Source organism: Priestia sp. JNUCC 25 (assembly GCF_053667915.1).
This window is the reverse complement of record NZ_CM132211.1, coordinates 2,249,143-2,265,472: the sequence shown is the minus strand read 5'-3', so window position 1 is coordinate 2,265,472 and position 16,330 is coordinate 2,249,143. Positions and strand designations below refer to the sequence as shown.

Below are 16,330 nucleotides of genomic sequence, written 5' to 3'. Positions count from 1 at the left end.
CCTCTCTTCTTCCTGCTTTTGCTTATTTCTTAGCTATTTTTAACACAAAAAGCTCCTTTAAATAGGAGCTTTTTGATTATTTTTGATAATTCAGTCTATTTAAAATTATATTAAGCATTTCTGTCGATTCCCTTTGAGTAAGGGATTGAGAGCTGCGAAAGTTTGGTTAACAATACATGCAAAACACCTGTAAATAAAAAAGCTAAGATTGTTGCGCCTGTGGCTAGCGGGTGAACGTACGTAAAATAGTAGGCAAATACAGCCCCCACTATGTAAGATACATACACACGAAGGTTAAAGCCTTTTGTATACCAGTATAGTTTATTTTCTTTTTCTAAAATAGCTGAAACGTCATAGTGTTTTCGGCAAATGATATAATAATCAACAAGAACAATCGCAATAATAGGAATAAATAATACGCCGATCATAAGCAAAAAGCTTTGAAAATTTGTCATTAACCATTCTTTTAATAAAGAACCTAGAACTGTGACAACTCCCATGGTTAGTGCCGGTATCCAGAACCTCTGCTTTGGAAAAATAGATAAATAAGACATTGTCGCGCTATACAATACCATTACGTTGGTTGACAGCACCGATAAAAAAATTACGATGGCAGCTACTAACCCTAACAGCGGGCTATATGCACCAATTAAATTTACCGGGTCATACGTTTGCGTCATATTTCCGAGAATTGAAAAGCCAGAAACCGTTGCCCCTAACCCCATCGCAATTAGAGTTGCGACGTTATACCCTAAATAAGTTCCCGCAATGCCCGTTTTTTCAGATTTACAGTTTCGGTTATAATCGCAAACAATGGGAATCCACGTAAAAGCTGTAGCTACTACAATATCAAAAGCTAACATTCCTGTAATACCAGGATTTTCGCTTGCTTTCATTTGAATTAATTTTGCTGCATCAAATTCGATAAACAAATAGCTAAACACAACGGTTGCTAAAATGACCATAAGCGTAGCTACTAATTTTTCCGTTGCTTCAATGCCTTTATGTCCGTATATAGAAATAGCTACTACCAACACTTGAGTAAGAATTGTAAATAGATTGATATTGCTGTAACCTGTCAAAAAGGTAACGGCATGATTTAAACTTAGCCCTGCCATGTAGGCTTGAATCCAGGCCCAGCCGATTAATGTAATAAGATTAACAGCAGCAGGAAGCATAGCTCCTCTTTGCCCAAAAGCTGGTCTCATCAAAACCATGGTTGGAAGACCGGTTCGAGTTCCGATATTCCCCATCAACACGAGCGGTATGGCACCAACTAAAGAGCCAAGCACAATAATAAATAATGCCTTTAAAAAGGTCATATCGGGTACAAACAGCATTCCGGTAAAAACGGTCGTTACTACCACATTGGCTCCTATCCACATGGAAAATGTAGAGAAGAAGCCCATACTTCTTTTATTCATTGCAATCGGCTGCACATCATCATGGGCGAGACCACTTTTTGTTGTCATTCCTTTTCCACCTTTCACTTTTATTGATACCAATTGGCTCGAGCTAGCTTGGAGTTTGTATTCACATGTTTTGTTTCAGTAAAAGCAGCTAATCCTGATGGACCTAACTCCCGCCCAATGCCGCTTTCTTTAAAGCCGCCCCACGCCGTTTCAATATGAGGCGTATGGTAGCCGTTGATCCAAATCGTTCCCGCTTGAAGATGTTCAGCAACTCGCTCTGCTTTCATTAAATCATTCGTTAAAATTCCTGCAGCTAAACCAAATCTCGTGCCGTTGGCAAGTACTATGGCTTCTTCTTCACTTGAAAAAGATTGAACGGTAATGACGGGACCGAATATTTCTTCTTGTACGACTTTCATATGCTGCTCCACATCGACGAGCACAGCCGGCTTTATATAGTTTCCACCTTCGCAGTCAATTAACGTTCCTCCTGTTAATAAATTCGCTCCTTCTTCTTGACCTAACTTGATAAAATCCTGTATTTTGTTCAGATGCTCCGTGCTAATAACCGGACCCATCTCCGTTTCTTCTCTTAAGGGGTTACCAATTTTTATAGCAGCAACAGCCTCCATAAGAGCAGAAAGAAACGGCTTATAAATAGCTTCATCTACGAGTATACGCGATGAAGCTACACACACTTGTCCTTGGTTAAAAAATGAGCCAAATATTGTCCAGTCTACTGCAATATCAATTTCACTGTCTTCAAAAATAAGAAGCGGAGATTTCCCTCCCAGTTCAAGCGAAACTCTTTTCATCTCTTTTGCGCACTGCTGATAAATACGTTTGCCTGTTTCTGATCCTCCTGTAAAAGAGACTTTAGCTACGTCTTTGTGTTCAACCAACGCACTTCCCACTTCACCGTCTCCTGTAAGTAAATTAAACACACCTTCTGGTATACCAGCTTTTTCACATAATGAAGCTAACTTTAAAAAAGAAAGTGGCGTTAATTCTGAAGGCTTAAACACCACCGTGTTTCCAGCTGCTAAGGCAGGAGCCAGCTTCCACATGCCAAGCAGCAAAGGGAAATTCCAAGGAACGATTAGCGCGCATACGCCGATAGGTTCTTGAATGATTTTACTGTTTGTATCGTCGAACATGTCCTTTGTCCACGGCTGATTTTCTTCTATTAAATTTGCGTAATATTTTAAACAATTAATCGTATCTTCAATATCTAACTGCGCTTCTTTTATCGGTTTGCCAGTATTTAATGTTTCTGTTTCAGCGAATATATTCGCTTCATTTTCTAATAGATTTGCTAGTTTCGTAAGCACCTCTACACGCAGTGACTTATTTTTCTTCCATTCACTCTGTTCAAAAGCCTGTTTCGCTTTACCTACCGCTTCCTCTACTTGTTGAAGCGACGAATCAAACACTTCCGCTATGATCTTATTGGTCGCTGGATTGAATATTTCTCTTTTACATGGTTTTGCTCGCTTTTTATCTACTGTTACATTTACTTGCTCGTTCATAGTCAAACACTCCCTATAGAGAACTCTTATATAAAAGTGGGAAGATAATAGTACCTTCCCACTTTTACTGTCTTCTTTATATTCAGTCGCGTGCTTTTACTAACAGCGCTTCTTCTTCTTTTGCTTTTTTTCTTAACGCAATAAGCGTGATAAATTCATAAACAATATTAGCGGCCGCTGCTGCTGTAATTTGTCCATGGTCATAAGCTGGCAGTACTTCTACTAAATCAAACCCGACAAAATTAATATTTGTTAACCCACGAACGAATTGAAGCGCATCGTCAATACTTGCACCCGATACTTCAGGCGTTCCTGTTCCCGGCGCGTAAACTGGATCTAAAAAGTCAATGTCAAACGATAAAAATACGGGTCCTTCTCCTACACGCTCATGAATAATTTCTAGCATTTTTTCAACGCCCAGTTTTTTATATTCATTTGTCGTATACAGAGCTAGACCTAAGTTCTTTGCATCTTCTAAATCTTCAATTCCGTACAGACCGCCTCGCATACCGATTTGAATCGAACGCGACACGTTAATTAGCCCTTCTTCAATTGCTCGTCTAAATACCGTACCGTGATTGTATTTTTGTTCAAAATAGCTATCCCACGTATCAGAATGAGCATCAAACTGTAAAAGCGCTACCGGCCCGTGCTTTTTCGCGATGGCACGAAGTTCGCCGAGCGTCATCGAATGATCACCGCCTAGTGAAATAGGAATAATTCCTTCATTCACAACCGGCGTTAACCCTTCTTCAATTTTTTTATATGTTTCTAAAATATATCCCGGAACAACTGACAAATCGCCGTAGTCAACGCCTGAAATGTAATCAAAAATATTAATCTTTTGTTCTGGGTTATACGGGCGAAGCAAAATGGAGAAATCTCGAATAGCTTCCGGTCCAAAACGTGCTCCTGTTCGAAAAGATTGACCTGAATCAAACGGAATACCCGTGACAATAAAATCCATTTCCGAATTTACTTGTTCTACATACGGAAGTCTCATAAATGTTCGAGGTCCGCAAAAACGCGGAGATTCAAATGAATTTTTCGGCTGATATTTTGGCATGATTTATTCCTCCTAATGGGTTTCATTCATTAGCGCCGTGTCAACATGTTAGATACTGACGCTTTTTATTTAGATACTTTTTATTAATGCAAAATGCATGCCAATTTTTATCGTCTTATTTCGTGCAATTATGGACGATTTTTAATTCATAATAGAATCAAAACAAAAAAACTGATTCAGTACGGAATCAGTTAATTCATTTTGAATTAAATTTTCTTTATTTAATATTGTACTTTCGTAAACGTCTTACAACCGTAGGCTGACTAATTCCTAATGCATTTGCCATTTCATACGTTGTTTGACACTGTCGATAAGCACGAATCAGCCAGTTTTTCTCCACTTCTGCAAGTGCTTGCTGAAGGGTCATTCCCTGAGAGGTTAACGTATCAAGAGTCTCCCATTCTTCTTTATCACTTTTGATCTTTTCTGTATAAAACGGCACGTCTTTAGGCGAGATGCTGTTTTCATCCGTTGTTAACACAAGGCGTTCAATTGTATTTTCTAGCTCGCGCACATTTCCGGGCCACGGATGTTCAACCAATATATCTAATGCTTCTGCATGAAAAAATTTCTTCATTTTATATTTTTCATTTTGTTTATGTAACACATGATAAAGCAGTGCCGCGATGTCTTCTTTTCGCTCGCGAAGCGGAGGAATAGTAATCGGAATAACGTGTAACCGATAAAATAAATCTTCGCGAAATGTTCCTTTTTTGACCATTTCCTCAAGCGGCTGATTTGTTGCTACAATCAGCCTGAAGTTTACGTATTTGGCTCGTTCACTTCCAATTTTGGTGACTGTTTTTTCTTGTAGCACTTTTAACAGCTTCACTTGCATATCAAGAGGCAGCTCTCCTATTTCATCTAAAAAAAGCGTGCCGTTATGAGCTAATTCAACCTTTCCTATTTTCCCTTTTGTACTTGCACCTGTAAAAGATCCTGCTTCGTATCCAAACATTTCAGATTCAAACAAACTAGCTGGAATGGCTCCGCAGTTGATTTCAATAAACGGCTCTTCTTTTCGTTCACTTCCATAATGTAAAGCACGCGCAAAAGCCGTTTTACCAACACCCGATTCACCTAGCAACACAACCGTTGCATCGCTGTCTGCCACGCGATTAATAATGGACCATACCTTTTTCATCGCTTGACTTCGTATGACCATCTCATTTGACTGCTGTTCCCGAAGCTCTTCCATTTCTAGCTGATATGTTTTCATTTTCACTTCGAGCTGCTGATAATCTTCTTTTAAGCGCTGAAGCTCTGTTAAATCATGTGAAAAGCTAATTACTCTTTTCATACACTGATATTCATCATACACGGGAATACCGGTTGCCATTACAACTTTACCCGTTTCTGTTTTTTGCATCAGCTGTACTTCTTTCTTTTTCTTTAACACTTCAATCGTAACGGAAGGTGAAAATATCCCGCGGTCTTGCAATTCGTATACTGTTTGTCCGACCAACTCTGGCACGTCATACCCGTATATATCACGGCAGTTTTGACTCGCTCGTAAAATACACCCTTTTTCATCAGTGATAACGATATTGTCGTTAGAAGCATGCAAAATAGCTTCAAGCTCTCGTTCAATCATCTCAGTGCAGTACTCCTTTTTATTTAATCTGATTTTTCAAATATTTATATCTTCTATTTTATCAGTAAACTCCCTTATTCAACATAAAAAAGCTCCTTAAATAGGAGCTTTTTGTTTAAGACAGCTGCTTCATTTTTTGTTTAAACAGCGCTACTTTAATCATAAAATAGGTAATGTTTTCAGGTAATTCTTCTTTGATTGGTTTTAACTTTTCATCGCCTACTGAGAAAGCAGCTTCTAAAATAAGCTGTTCGTCCTCCTCTGAAAGAAAAGGTGACCAGTCAATTTCTTTTTCTTCTTCTGCGCATTTAAACAAATGATTTTCAATGGTAATGCGGCTCAATTCACGTTCTGCAGCAATTTCATCTAACGATTTTCCTTGCTGAAATAGCTCATACGTCATTAAGTGAGAGCCTTCTTTTGATGAAGCTCTTGCTTTTTTCGGAGCAGGGGAAGATACTTCTCGCTTTCGATCTGGATGTTTCTCACAAAACTGTTTGATTTCAGTCGTGAATCGTTCTCCGTATCGCTCTTGTTTTTGTTCTCCGACTCCTTTTACAGTGGCGAACTGTTCAAGAGTTACCGGAAGTTTTGCGCACATATCATGAAGAGTATCGTCTGAGAAAATAACAAAAGGAGGCACGCCCGCTTCGTCTGCCAGCTGCTTTCGAACGGAACGCAAATGAGCAAACAGCTCGTCGTCTTGGACAATTTGCTTCACTTCCATTTGTTCTTTTCTCATCACTTTTTCCGTGCCGAGAAGCACACCTTTTCCTTTCGCTGCTACTGATAAAGTAGGAAATGATCCTTGTCCTACTAAAATAAACTGCTCTGAAATCAAATACTCAATAAAATCGCTCACTTCTTTAGCCGACCGGTCGCTCATGACGCCGTACGTTTTCAGCTTGTCAAAACCAAAATCAACTACTTTTTTATTTCGTGAACCCGTTAATACTTGAGCAATCATCATTTTACCGAAACGTTCGCCCATACGAATCATACAAGATAATACTTTTTGCGTATCGACCGTTACGTCTATTTCCACACGATCATCCGTACAGTTGCTGCAGCGGCCGCACTCATGCGCTTCACTTTCTCCAAAATAATGAAGAATATACGCTTGCAAGCAGCCTTCTGTATGACAGTAGTTCACCATATTTTGCAGCTTTTCAAGATCTTGAATCTGCTTTTTAGGATTTGACGTTGACTGTTCAATCAAAAAGCGCTGCACGCGAATATCTTGAGGAGAATAAAGGACGATACACTCACTTGGAAGTCCGTCACGACCAGCACGTCCTGCTTCTTGATAATAGCTTTCCATATTTTTCGGAAGCTGATAGTGAAGAACAAAGCGAATATTTGATTTGTCAATCCCCATTCCGAAGGCAGAGGTAGCCACCATCACCTGCACATCATCTTGCAGAAAGCGGTTCTGCTCTTCGTCACGGCTGTTCCCATTCATACCAGCATGATATTTTGATACATTAACTCCTGACTTTTGTAATCTAGCATGAAGCTCTTCAACATCTTTACGCGTAGCGGCATAAATGATTCCTGCTTCTTGGTCATTTTTACGGATATACTGCTCGATATAGCTGATTCGATCCTGGCCTTTTACCACAGCGAACGATAAATTTTCACGTTCAAATCCCGTCATCACCGTGTACTCTTCATTAATATGAAGAGCTCGACAAATATCTTCACGCACTTGAGGCGTCGCCGTAGCCGTCAGCCCCATCACAATCGGAGCGTTAGACAGCTTGCTGATCAGTTCGTTGATGCGTAAGTAACTCGGTCTAAAATCATGACCCCACTGTGAAATACAGTGCGCTTCATCTACCGCTACAAGCGGGATAGGAAGCATTTGAAGCTGCTCTAAAAACTGCGGAGACTCCAGTCGTTCCGGCGCTACATAAAGCAACTTATATTCGCCAAGTGCGACTTCTTCTAAGCGCTGCTGTACCTCCGTGTGAGTCAGCGAGCTGTTAATATACGTGGCCGGAATACCAGCTGCATTCAGCGTGTCCACTTGGTCTTTCATCAAGGAAATTAACGGAGAAATCACCAGTGTTGTACCTTCTAATAATAATGAAGGGATTTGATAACAAAGTGATTTTCCTCCTCCTGTTGGCATAATACAAGCGGTATTGTGCCCTTCTAAAACATAACGAATCGACTCTTCCTGTCCTTTTCGAAACGAATCATAGCCAAAATAGGACTGTAAATGTGTTAAAGCTTGTTCAAACTGCAAAATAGCGTCCTCCTTTAAAATAAGTAGAAATAGTAGTTGAGGGATCTATCGGAAGGAATTAAAACGTAGGGTTTTATTTTACCAAATCTTAAAAGAAGTTGCACAGAATTCGTTGATTTAAGGTTATAGCAAAAATGATAAGCGAAAAGCCCTCAATTTATAACTCTCTTTCCTATTACAAACAGTTTACAAACAGTCTTTTTATGTATGTCAGGACTCCTTTCCTAAAAATCTTTCCCCATTCCATTCTTTTTTCCTGTATACTTAAGAATAGGAAAGAGGTGCTTATCACGAGACATCCTGTAGAAACGATTTATTATTTAGAAAATCCACAGCGTAATATTTCAACATATGCTTCCACAACTCAGTTAACGGTTGAGTCTGTTGTGAAAGATGTGTTTGGTGTTGCTTGCGTAGCAGATATTAAAATTATGCTCCAATATAATAAAGAATTCCGCAAAAGTATTAGTCAATTACACAATGCAATGGACGATGATCTTACGTTAGAAATGGTTTTTCGAGTTGCTTCAAAAGAAGATTTGCTTCGTTTTAAAAAAAGTTTACTTGAAAGTAGTTTAGATGACGCAGAAACGTCAATAGACTGTCCATTCAGCGCAACCATTCAATTACAAGATGGTCGATATACATGGAACGAGTCTACTTCTGTTTATGAAAAACAAAAAGAACGTCTTTCATCTTAAATTTCTCATGTATGCAAAAAGCCTGGATCTTAGCTGTTTAAGATCCAGGCTTTTTGCAGTTTGTACTGTACCTTAAAAGGTCAAAAAAAAAAAAACGATGCAGGAAAAAGGCTAACTAAAGCTTCTTCCCGCTTATCCTTCACCAGATTCTCCTTAAAAATAAAAGCGTTTTTCCTTGTTCTTCTATATTAGGCTTTTTAACTCAATTTCATGAAATAGGTTTTATCTCTTCCAATAACGTGTATACACAAAACAAGGAGATAAGTTACTTAAGCTTCTCTTCATTACTCAACGTATTCAAGAAAGTTGTCTATCATACAAGGAGGTTTTTTGAAATGGTAAATGTAAAAGTAGTTGAAAATGGCGTACAGGCAAAAGATACAATTGAACAATTTTTGCGTGAAGGATTTACAAAAGACGAAGTTTATTTACTTGCACACCATCAAGATCGCTCCGAGGATTTAACAGCTGCAACAAATACAAACAACATCGGTCTTTCTGAACAAGGTGTTTTTGATGCGATTGCGAATGTATTTCGTTCTCGAGGAGACGAGCTTCGTGCCAAGATGCGTTCATTAGGATTATCACAGCCGGAAGCTGAACGCTATGAAGAAGAATTAGATCACGGTAAAGTCATCGTCGTTGCATCAAAAGTTGCTTAATCTAAAAGCCCTACAGCAGGGCTTTTTTATTTTTGTCTTCCTCCCTTTTACCCTTTCATTAAAGAAGTCATTCATACATATGATTATGAAGATAAGAGCTACTGTGAGGAGTGATATATTGATTATAGGAATTGAGTACACAAAACGTGTGAAAAATGGATTAGTCGTTAAAAATATTCCTTACAAGATACACGATAAACCCTGTGATGAAGGCTGCTGTAAAAACGATAAAACGATAGGCGTCAGAGACAAATTAAGGGTTAATTGGCTGTTGAATGTTTTTATGCCTAGCAAAAATATAACGGTATTTGATTATAAATATTGGTCAGAGGATTTAACTTCTTTATGGAGAGAGCATCGGAGAAAAACGATATAACACATCTGATAAAAAAATCTCCTTAATGAGCAAGGAGATTTTTCTCTATTTACTTCATGTTCTAGCCCTAACATATTTAGTACGCATTGCCGCAATTTTTATACCTTTAGATGTGGTGACAGTAAATGTACTGTCATCATTATAAATGGCTGCGTGAGATGCTTTTTCTTCCACTCATCATAATCAATTTTATATGTAGCATTTCTTAGCTGTGTTTATCCTTTTCTGCTGAAGGTAATAATGGAGATGGATAAACTATATAAAGGGTGAAAAGTTATGATTAACGTCATTGAGACACTACTTGATTATATAAAGAACTTTTCTACAGATGATTCGCCCCCTCCCCCACATATTGGTGAGGCTATGGGATGCTGGTTATATTTCACTGCTTTAGCGGAAGAAGTACCTGCCTTAGAAACCTGTCTTAATACAACAACCAACAGTGAACTGCTTAAGCTTATTCAAGACTCAAAAAACCTGGCTGAATCTCAGATTGATACCCTAAAGAAATTAATGGTTAAAGAAGGAATCCTGCTTCCTGAAATACCGGCTACCAATCCCAAATCCGACCCTAACAGCATTCCATTAGGAGCAAAAGCAACGGATTCTGAAATCGCTAACTTAATATCTGTAAAAGTTGCCTCTAATATCGTCATGTGCAGCACAAATATGGGACAGTCTATTAGAATCGATATTGGATTGATGTGGCTAAAATTCCACACTGAAAAGGTCATATTAGGATCAAAAGTGAAAAGTCTGATGCAGCAAAAAGGCTGGCTTAAAATTCCACCTTATTATTATTCACCTGGAGCACCTCATAACTAACTGAAGTGTTTTAAGGTAAGCAGCATAGATAACTTTACATCTAACACATTTAACGAGGTGCTTGAATATGGATTTCCCTACAATTCATACAAATTTTTGGGACGCAGTCATTGGCGTTCCTATCGTATTAATCGTGACGCAGCTGATCAAATGGCTTTTCCATCCTAAAAAGCAATATGTTCCGACTATTGCTTTAGCTGTTGGCGTGCTTTTTTCAGTATTTATCAGTCATCCTCATCATATTATTGCCGGCTTGTTTATGGGATATTTTTATGGATACGCTGCAATTGGCAGCTATGCCGGTCTTAAAACAACGTGGAGAACGATTAGAAAAGATACGTCTCCTTATTCATCAGACTAAAAATCAGCGAAATATTCGCTGGTTTTTAGTCTTCACTACTTATTTCTTCTGCCCCTAGCTCTTTGGCTAAGTGAACAACCGATTGATTGATTTTCCATACGTAATAAATGTTATGCAGCAGCTGAAGATGCTGTAAATTTCTTGATTGAACGGACGTATCAAAATAATCTAAAGATTGTTCAATCTTCTGTCTTACATCTTCAAGCGTGTATACATACGTTCCTCTTTCTCCTCGTAACGCTTTTTCAAGCTGAGTGAAGTTGCTTGCTACTTTCTCTTCCACTTCCTTTACTACGCCATGAAATTCTGCTTCCTTATAAAAAGCCCCGTTTCTAGTAGAAGAAGCTACCAAATGCTTGGCGTAATAATTAATGGCGGTAAAGACGGTCAAAAATTGCTGAAGACGTGAACGGCCAACGAAACCTTTGATAATAGGATCTGAATCGACATGAAGCTGTTTTAGCTTTTTTTCTAATTCCATTCCTTTATCAGCTAAATTGGCCAACGCATACTGCTTCGTAAAACGATGCAAATAAGTGTGAACAAATTCTTTTAAAGCCGCTACGTATTCTACTGAGGTGTCGGTTATTTTATCTCTTGTTCTTTTAGGAAACACAAGAGCAGATACGGCTAAACCAATTCCAACTCCTACAACTGTATCTAATACGCGAGCTAGTAATAAACTCTCTGAAATCCCCCCAAGAAGCATGTCATACATAAAGGCGAGCATCATCGTAATCCAAAAGCTCATAAACGAATACGTAATAGGAAAGAAATAAAAAGCCATAAATACACAGATAAAAAGCAGCGTTATTTCAAGTATCCCGGGTGAGACAAAGCTTGCGACAACAAAGCCAACAGCTGCTCCTAAAAGCGTTCCTACGCTTCGCTGCACGGCTTTTACAAACGTACTTCCTATCGTTTCTGTACCAAGAAGCACTAGATAGCCTGCTAACAGCGCCCAATATTGATGCGATGGAGATAAAAAAGAGCCAAATATTAATGTGGCAACAGCGGTGATGACCGCTTGAATAGACTTTTTCGTAGATGGTTTTAATCCTTTTTCTTCATCATTGTCCTCTTCGCCTTCTTTTTCTTCCGCTTCTTTTTGAGGCTGTTTTTCTTGTTTCACAATTGCTTGCTGCAGCTCATAGGCTTCATCAATCACGTGATTTGATATCGTTTCGATACGGCGGATTAAGTAAAGCCAGTCTTTATACCTTTTATCTTGAGGTTCGAGTTCACTTAATTTTTGGCGCAGCTCTTGCAGATGCTGAGCTGCATCCGTTAAGGAATGAGTAGGATTTTCATTTAATACTTCTGCTTCGCGAATCGATTCCACTAGCTTTAACAGCAGCTGCTGAATGTCAAAATGATTAAATGCTTTTAATTCACTGAGCTTTCGAATCGCCGGGGAATATGTCTGAAGCAGCATAACTGTATCAAATACATAAAGGCGCATCTGTTCAGCTGTTACGCCAGGCCATATGTCGTGGGGATCTGTATTTCCAAGCTCTTCTGATGCTACACGGGCATACTCTGCTAGTTTTTTAATATTACGGTTATATTGTTTGATTTGAGCCGGTTCAATTTGTTTCTTTTGAATTAACTCAATAATTAAATCAAGCACCAAATTCACTTGAATATGAAATGATTTCATTGAAGACCTCAGCACGTTGGCAGGCCGGTCTTTAAAGATAACAAAATTATAGATAAATGCACAGCAAGCTCCTACTACAACGCCAGCTAACAGCCACGGCAGCTGAGAAAATGTGACGTGTAAAATAGAAGCAAAATAAAACGACATAAATGCTACCATCGACAGGGAAAAATAGCGAATACCAAATTTCTGTAAATAAAAAGACAAAAACACCAACAGAACAAGAAAAATATTTTCTGCTTGTCCATATCTTGATAAAAACGAGCCAATTCCGAGAGAAAGGGCGCTGGAAAGTGCTACTAAGCCTGTTGTCACTTTTTTGCTTTTGTTGTTTCATCATTCACGACCAATATACCCATCAGGCCGATTACACCTGCTAAAATAGCAGCGGTAATTTGTGAGCTTCCCGCTGCTTTTAATACGATCAGCATAATAACGACCGCTGTAATGACGCTGATCGTAGCTTTAGAAGCTGTTTTGAGCCTTTTTCGTCCAGGGTCTGCAGCAACTAAGCGGCTAAACCAATATGAAAAAATAAACACCCTCTCCTTTCTTGCTGTAGAGTTCTTTGTAGAAAGAGTAATATTATTACTTATACCCTTTTTTATTCTTTTCTATCGTATGTAAGCACGTTTTTACACTATAACATTGCGAAGGACTAAAGAGCTAAACAAATGCTTAAAAACACATCTGTTTTCTGTCAGATGTGTTTTTAAGCATTAATCAGTACTTACAATGTAAGTGAAGAAATTTCCCACCCGTTTGTTAACGGGTTTCTTTTTAAAGTAAAAACCATCGTGGTCTTTTGAGCCCCTTTATCTTCGTAATAAATAAGGCAATCTACGGCGATTTTCTCTTTTGTTTTATACTTTTTTGCATGAAATAAGTCCGTTTTATAATAAATAGTGGAGATACTATGCAGTTTTGTCCATAGCTTATGCTCTTGCTTCACGCGCAAAACCGGCTGCATTAAGGCATCGTCATCTTGCTTTAATCCTGTTAAAAATATATTTACGACTTCTGCCGGCTCAGCTTTTAATGCATATTCATCAAGCTTTCCTCCTGCTTTTAATACCATTAACTGATGACCTGGATCCACATTTTGAGACTTGTGAGTCGTACTTCCTGCAAAATGAATGCAAAAATGACCGGGGAACCCATTGTCAAGCGCACCGGCTCCGTGAGGCATTCCGTTCATGGAAGCTGCAAGCATTTGACCTTTAAACGGAATGAGAACAGCTCTTCGGTTCCAGCTCCATTTCCCATTATATAAGTGCTTCATTATTTTTGTATCTTGGCGTGTAAGCGGCTGAACATCTGCATGGTGTGAGCCTGCTCTTCGCTGCACATAAAAGTAAAAACCAGTTTCTACATCGATCACTTTAAATTTTTTCCCCTTTGGCAGTAAGCTTTCTACACGTTTCCACTTTAATACTTTTCCTGTGTCACTTACGGGAAAGTACGTAAGGTTTTCTTCTGCTTTCATCTTTTGGGGATGCACAAAAAAACTAATAAGCATAAAGACTAAAATCATTAATTTTGTCATTGTCTACCCTCATTACCTTGTAGTTTCTCTATGTAATATGCGAAAGTACACTTACAATTATAAATAGAAATTTTTACACGCTAAACTCATGGAAAATAATACAAAAAAGAGCTTATGAATCTTATACATTAAACGGTTCATTTTATTCATACTAACAGGTGAAAGCGAGGTATATGATATGAATTTCACTTGGATGGTTGGACTTTTAATGCTCATTCAACCTCTTTCTACACAAGACCACCTATCTATTACTCATGACGGTAACCCAATTGAACGGATTGAACGGGACAAAGTGGCCGTGCCTCTTCTTCCTGTACCTATGGTTGATCTTGATCGATACAATCTTCTTCTAAAAGAATTGGATAAAAAAACATATAGAGAGCCCATAAATGCCCGCATTGATAAAAGCGGACAAATTGTTCCTGAGCAAGCGGGTGTCAAACTATATCATAAAGATTTTGCGAAGAAATTTTATACTTATTTTTTTAAAGGCGGTACGTCAACATTAGAAATCCCGACGCTTCCTGTTCCGCCTCGCGTGGATAAGGAGCTGCTTGCAACGATTCGAATTAAGCAAATCGGTCATTATCATACGTTATTTAACCCTCATAATAAAAATCGTTCTCACAATATTTCCCTTGCGGCTGAATCACTAGACAGCAGCGTCATATTTCCTGGGGAAGTTTTCTCGTTTAATCAAACCGTCGGAAAAAGAACGGCAGCCAAAGGGTATATGCGTGCGCCAATCATTGTAAAAGGAGAGTATTCTGAAGGAGTTGGAGGAGGAATTTGCCAAGTTTCTTCTACCTTATTTAACGCCGTCGATAACGCTGGCGTAACAATTACGCAGCGTTACTCACATAGCCGCAGTGTTTCCTACGTACCTCCTGGGCGAGATGCTACCGTGAGCTGGTATGGACCTGACTTTCATTTTAAAAATACGTATAGTGATCCTTTGTTGATTCGAGCGCAGGTGCACGGCGGAGTCGTAAGCGTAGCCGTTTATTCTACCGATGCGATTGAATACAAGCCTCGCCGCGTACCTTGGGCTTCTATTAATCAATTGCAGAAAGAGAAAAAAATTGAATCACATGTTGATACTGAGCCTGCCGATTAATCATCTCTTCCAGCTTTTTATAATGAACATAAAAAAGCCTAAAGGGTATCCTTTAGGCTATTCAGTGATATAATTAGCAGCCGTAGCCGCCACCGTAACCACCGCTATAACAACTACATCCGATAATTACTAATAGAATAAATAATACAACTAATAAAGCGAAACCAGAACCAAATCCACATCCAGCATTAGACATACAAGCACTCCCTTTCAACGTAATTTTCTGTTGCTAAAACAAAGAAGGTTCAAACATGGGGTGTTTCTCATGGATAGGTTATTGTATGTCTGCCTAGACGTTTTGGTTTGCTGTTCTGCTCATTTTTTTTAAATTGGGCTTGTTTTCGTCTTTATAACTCGGAAAATGCAATTCCGTAAAAGTAAAGCTCATTTCCACTCTTCCTTTAAAATCGCGTAATAATATTCATCCCACCATCCTTTTTCAGTTGGAATACATTTTTTAAAATACCCTTCTCTTCTCATCCCGATCTTCTCCATAACACGATAAGAAGACGTATTCTCAGGTTGACAAGTAGCAATAATCCGATGCAGTTTCATTGTGTTAAAGCCATAGTCCACTATTGCTTTTGCCGCTTCTGAAGCATATCCTTTCTGATGATAGAGAGAATTAAATACCCAGCCAATTTCATAAGTATGGTTGCCAAAATAGTTAAAAAAGACGATATGGCCAATTAGAATTTTTTTGTTTTTTAATACAACTGGAAAATTTTTAACATTTTCTTTCATATTTTCATTTAAAAATTTCTTCGCATCAGTCTTACTAAAAACACCTTCTGGTATATACTTCATGACATTAGCATCAGATGTATATGCGTAGACATCTTGCCAATCTTCATATTTAAATTTGCGTATTAGTAATCTTTTAGTCTCAATGTTCATTTGGTTCTCCCCTATCTCAAAGCTATCTTTCTATACGCTTGTTTCGATAGTGAAGATATAAAAACCTCTTTGCACCAAGTTACTATTGCTTTTGTTGACGCTTCTTTAAAACAAGATAAAGTGACTCTGCGAAAAAGAAAAACAAAAGAGAAAAAAGGACAAATAATTCGGCCACTTCCATTACACGAAACGGGCTTAAAGCATTGTATAGTGCCTGCAGTACGTTTGTTCCTTGAAAAAGATCAATTCCTACAGAAAGAGCGATCACAGATCCAAATAGCAGCAGGCTAACTCCAATAATTTTCATCATTTTCTCTCCTCACCTAATCATTA

At 38.5% G+C, this 16,330-nt stretch carries 17 protein-coding genes; 6 read left to right on the top strand and 11 right to left on the bottom strand.

Features of this window, described 5'->3' with window-relative positions:
• Window positions 1-110 precede the first annotated feature (110 nt).
• The 5 genes from JNUCC25_RS11490 to recQ form a co-directional block, all read right to left on the bottom strand.
• Entirely contained in the window at window positions 111-1,472 is a 1,362-nt protein-coding gene (locus JNUCC25_RS11490; protein WP_098277846.1) for a purine-cytosine permease family protein, read from the bottom strand.
• 20 nt (window positions 1,473-1,492) lie between these two features.
• On the bottom strand, window positions 1,493-2,941 hold the full coding sequence (locus JNUCC25_RS11485) for an aldehyde dehydrogenase family protein (protein ID WP_064471653.1): 1,449 nt from the start codon (window positions 2,939-2,941) through the stop codon (window positions 1,493-1,495).
• Window positions 2,942-3,023: 82 nt separating this feature from the next.
• The gene (gene speB, locus JNUCC25_RS11480; RefSeq protein WP_029321646.1) at window positions 3,024-4,007 is read right to left on the bottom strand and encodes an agmatinase; all 984 of its coding nucleotides are present in this window, start codon (window positions 4,005-4,007) and stop codon (window positions 3,024-3,026) included.
• 217 nt (window positions 4,008-4,224) lie between these two features.
• Window positions 4,225-5,601, bottom strand: a complete 1,377-nt coding sequence (locus JNUCC25_RS11475; RefSeq protein WP_454223265.1) for a sigma-54 interaction domain-containing protein — start codon at window positions 5,599-5,601, stop codon at window positions 4,225-4,227.
• A 115-nt stretch (window positions 5,602-5,716) separates the two neighbouring features.
• The gene (gene recQ / locus JNUCC25_RS11470) at window positions 5,717-7,852 is read right to left on the bottom strand and encodes a DNA helicase RecQ (RefSeq protein ID WP_013056957.1); all 2,136 of its coding nucleotides are present in this window, start codon (window positions 7,850-7,852) and stop codon (window positions 5,717-5,719) included.
• Window positions 7,853-8,133: 281 nt separating this feature from the next.
• Here recQ and JNUCC25_RS11465 point away from each other — a divergent pair, with 281 nt between their 5' ends.
• The 5 genes from JNUCC25_RS11465 to JNUCC25_RS11445 all read left to right on the top strand — a co-directional run bounded on the left by JNUCC25_RS11465 (window position 8,134) and on the right by JNUCC25_RS11445 (window position 10,777).
• Window positions 8,134-8,553: a hypothetical protein gene (locus JNUCC25_RS11465; RefSeq protein WP_013056956.1), complete on the top strand. Its 420-nt coding sequence runs from the start codon at window positions 8,134-8,136 to the stop codon at window positions 8,551-8,553.
• Between the two features lie 335 nt (window positions 8,554-8,888).
• A complete protein-coding gene (locus tag JNUCC25_RS11460; RefSeq protein ID WP_013056955.1) occupies window positions 8,889-9,215 on the top strand; it encodes a general stress protein in 327 nt (108 codons plus the stop codon).
• Window positions 9,216-9,333: 118 nt separating this feature from the next.
• Window positions 9,334-9,591, top strand: coding sequence for a hypothetical protein (locus JNUCC25_RS11455; protein WP_041816554.1), 258 nt, complete (start codon window positions 9,334-9,336; stop codon window positions 9,589-9,591).
• 276 nt (window positions 9,592-9,867) lie between these two features.
• Window positions 9,868-10,416: a DUF3231 family protein gene (locus JNUCC25_RS11450; protein WP_140456803.1), complete on the top strand. Its 549-nt coding sequence runs from the start codon at window positions 9,868-9,870 to the stop codon at window positions 10,414-10,416.
• Between the two features lie 67 nt (window positions 10,417-10,483).
• Window positions 10,484-10,777 carry a hypothetical protein gene (locus tag JNUCC25_RS11445; protein ID WP_013056952.1) on the top strand — a complete coding sequence of 98 codons (294 nt, stop codon included), beginning with the start codon at window positions 10,484-10,486 and terminating at the stop codon, window positions 10,775-10,777.
• Between the two features lie 25 nt (window positions 10,778-10,802).
• Here JNUCC25_RS11445 and JNUCC25_RS11440 read toward each other — a convergent pair whose 3' ends face one another.
• The 3 genes from JNUCC25_RS11440 to JNUCC25_RS11430 all read right to left on the bottom strand — a co-directional run bounded on the left by JNUCC25_RS11440 (window position 10,803) and on the right by JNUCC25_RS11430 (window position 13,983).
• The gene (locus JNUCC25_RS11440) at window positions 10,803-12,752 is read right to left on the bottom strand and encodes an FUSC family protein (protein WP_253880771.1); all 1,950 of its coding nucleotides are present in this window, start codon (window positions 12,750-12,752) and stop codon (window positions 10,803-10,805) included.
• On the bottom strand, window positions 12,749-12,979 hold the full coding sequence (locus JNUCC25_RS11435; protein WP_253880770.1) for a hypothetical protein: 231 nt from the start codon (window positions 12,977-12,979) through the stop codon (window positions 12,749-12,751). The genes JNUCC25_RS11440 and JNUCC25_RS11435 overlap by 4 nt, the downstream gene beginning before the upstream one ends.
• A 188-nt stretch (window positions 12,980-13,167) precedes the next feature.
• Complete coding sequence (locus JNUCC25_RS11430) at window positions 13,168-13,983, bottom strand: hypothetical protein (protein ID WP_064471651.1); 816 nt, start codon at window positions 13,981-13,983, stop codon at window positions 13,168-13,170.
• Window positions 13,984-14,161: 178 nt separating this feature from the next.
• On the opposite strand from JNUCC25_RS11430, the gene JNUCC25_RS11425 reads away from it, so the two are divergent.
• Window positions 14,162-15,100 carry a VanW family protein gene (locus JNUCC25_RS11425; protein ID WP_064471650.1) on the top strand — a complete coding sequence of 313 codons (939 nt, stop codon included), beginning with the start codon at window positions 14,162-14,164 and terminating at the stop codon, window positions 15,098-15,100.
• A 73-nt stretch (window positions 15,101-15,173) separates the two neighbouring features.
• Here JNUCC25_RS11425 and JNUCC25_RS11420 read toward each other — a convergent pair whose 3' ends face one another.
• The 3 genes from JNUCC25_RS11420 to JNUCC25_RS11410 all read right to left on the bottom strand — a co-directional run bounded on the left by JNUCC25_RS11420 (window position 15,174) and on the right by JNUCC25_RS11410 (window position 16,304).
• Entirely contained in the window at window positions 15,174-15,296 is a 123-nt protein-coding gene (locus JNUCC25_RS11420) for a YjcZ family sporulation protein (protein ID WP_013056948.1), read from the bottom strand.
• 188 nt (window positions 15,297-15,484) lie between these two features.
• The gene (locus JNUCC25_RS11415; RefSeq protein WP_013056947.1) at window positions 15,485-15,997 is read right to left on the bottom strand and encodes a GNAT family N-acetyltransferase; all 513 of its coding nucleotides are present in this window, start codon (window positions 15,995-15,997) and stop codon (window positions 15,485-15,487) included.
• 82 nt (window positions 15,998-16,079) lie between these two features.
• Window positions 16,080-16,304: a hypothetical protein gene (locus JNUCC25_RS11410; RefSeq protein ID WP_029321624.1), complete on the bottom strand. Its 225-nt coding sequence runs from the start codon at window positions 16,302-16,304 to the stop codon at window positions 16,080-16,082.
• Between the last annotated feature and the right edge of the window lie 26 nt (window positions 16,305-16,330).

What these genes read in the sequence shown, in the direction of transcription:
- JNUCC25_RS11490 (WP_098277846.1), bottom strand. Translation starts at nt 1,472, where the DNA reads ATGACAACAAAAAGTGGTCTCGCCCATGATGATGTGCAGCCGATTGCA.
- JNUCC25_RS11460 (WP_013056955.1), top strand. Translation starts at nt 8,889, where the DNA reads ATGGTAAATGTAAAAGTAGTTGAAAATGGCGTACAGGCAAAAGATACA.
- JNUCC25_RS11425 (WP_064471650.1), top strand. Translation starts at nt 14,162, where the DNA reads ATGAATTTCACTTGGATGGTTGGACTTTTAATGCTCATTCAACCTCTT.
- speB (WP_029321646.1), bottom strand. Translation starts at nt 4,007, where the DNA reads ATGCCAAAATATCAGCCGAAAAATTCATTTGAATCTCCGCGTTTTTGC.
- JNUCC25_RS11415 (WP_013056947.1), bottom strand. Translation starts at nt 15,997, where the DNA reads ATGAACATTGAGACTAAAAGATTACTAATACGCAAATTTAAATATGAA.
- JNUCC25_RS11420 (WP_013056948.1), bottom strand. Translation starts at nt 15,296, where the DNA reads ATGTCTAATGCTGGATGTGGATTTGGTTCTGGTTTCGCTTTATTAGTT.
- JNUCC25_RS11475 (WP_454223265.1), bottom strand. Translation starts at nt 5,601, where the DNA reads ATGATTGAACGAGAGCTTGAAGCTATTTTGCATGCTTCTAACGACAAT.
- JNUCC25_RS11410 (WP_029321624.1), bottom strand. Translation starts at nt 16,304, where the DNA reads ATGAAAATTATTGGAGTTAGCCTGCTGCTATTTGGATCTGTGATCGCT.
- JNUCC25_RS11450 (WP_140456803.1), top strand. Translation starts at nt 9,868, where the DNA reads ATGATTAACGTCATTGAGACACTACTTGATTATATAAAGAACTTTTCT.
- JNUCC25_RS11430 (WP_064471651.1), bottom strand. Translation starts at nt 13,983, where the DNA reads ATGACAAAATTAATGATTTTAGTCTTTATGCTTATTAGTTTTTTTGTG.
- JNUCC25_RS11445 (WP_013056952.1), top strand. Translation starts at nt 10,484, where the DNA reads ATGGATTTCCCTACAATTCATACAAATTTTTGGGACGCAGTCATTGGC.
- JNUCC25_RS11485 (WP_064471653.1), bottom strand. Translation starts at nt 2,941, where the DNA reads ATGAACGAGCAAGTAAATGTAACAGTAGATAAAAAGCGAGCAAAACCA.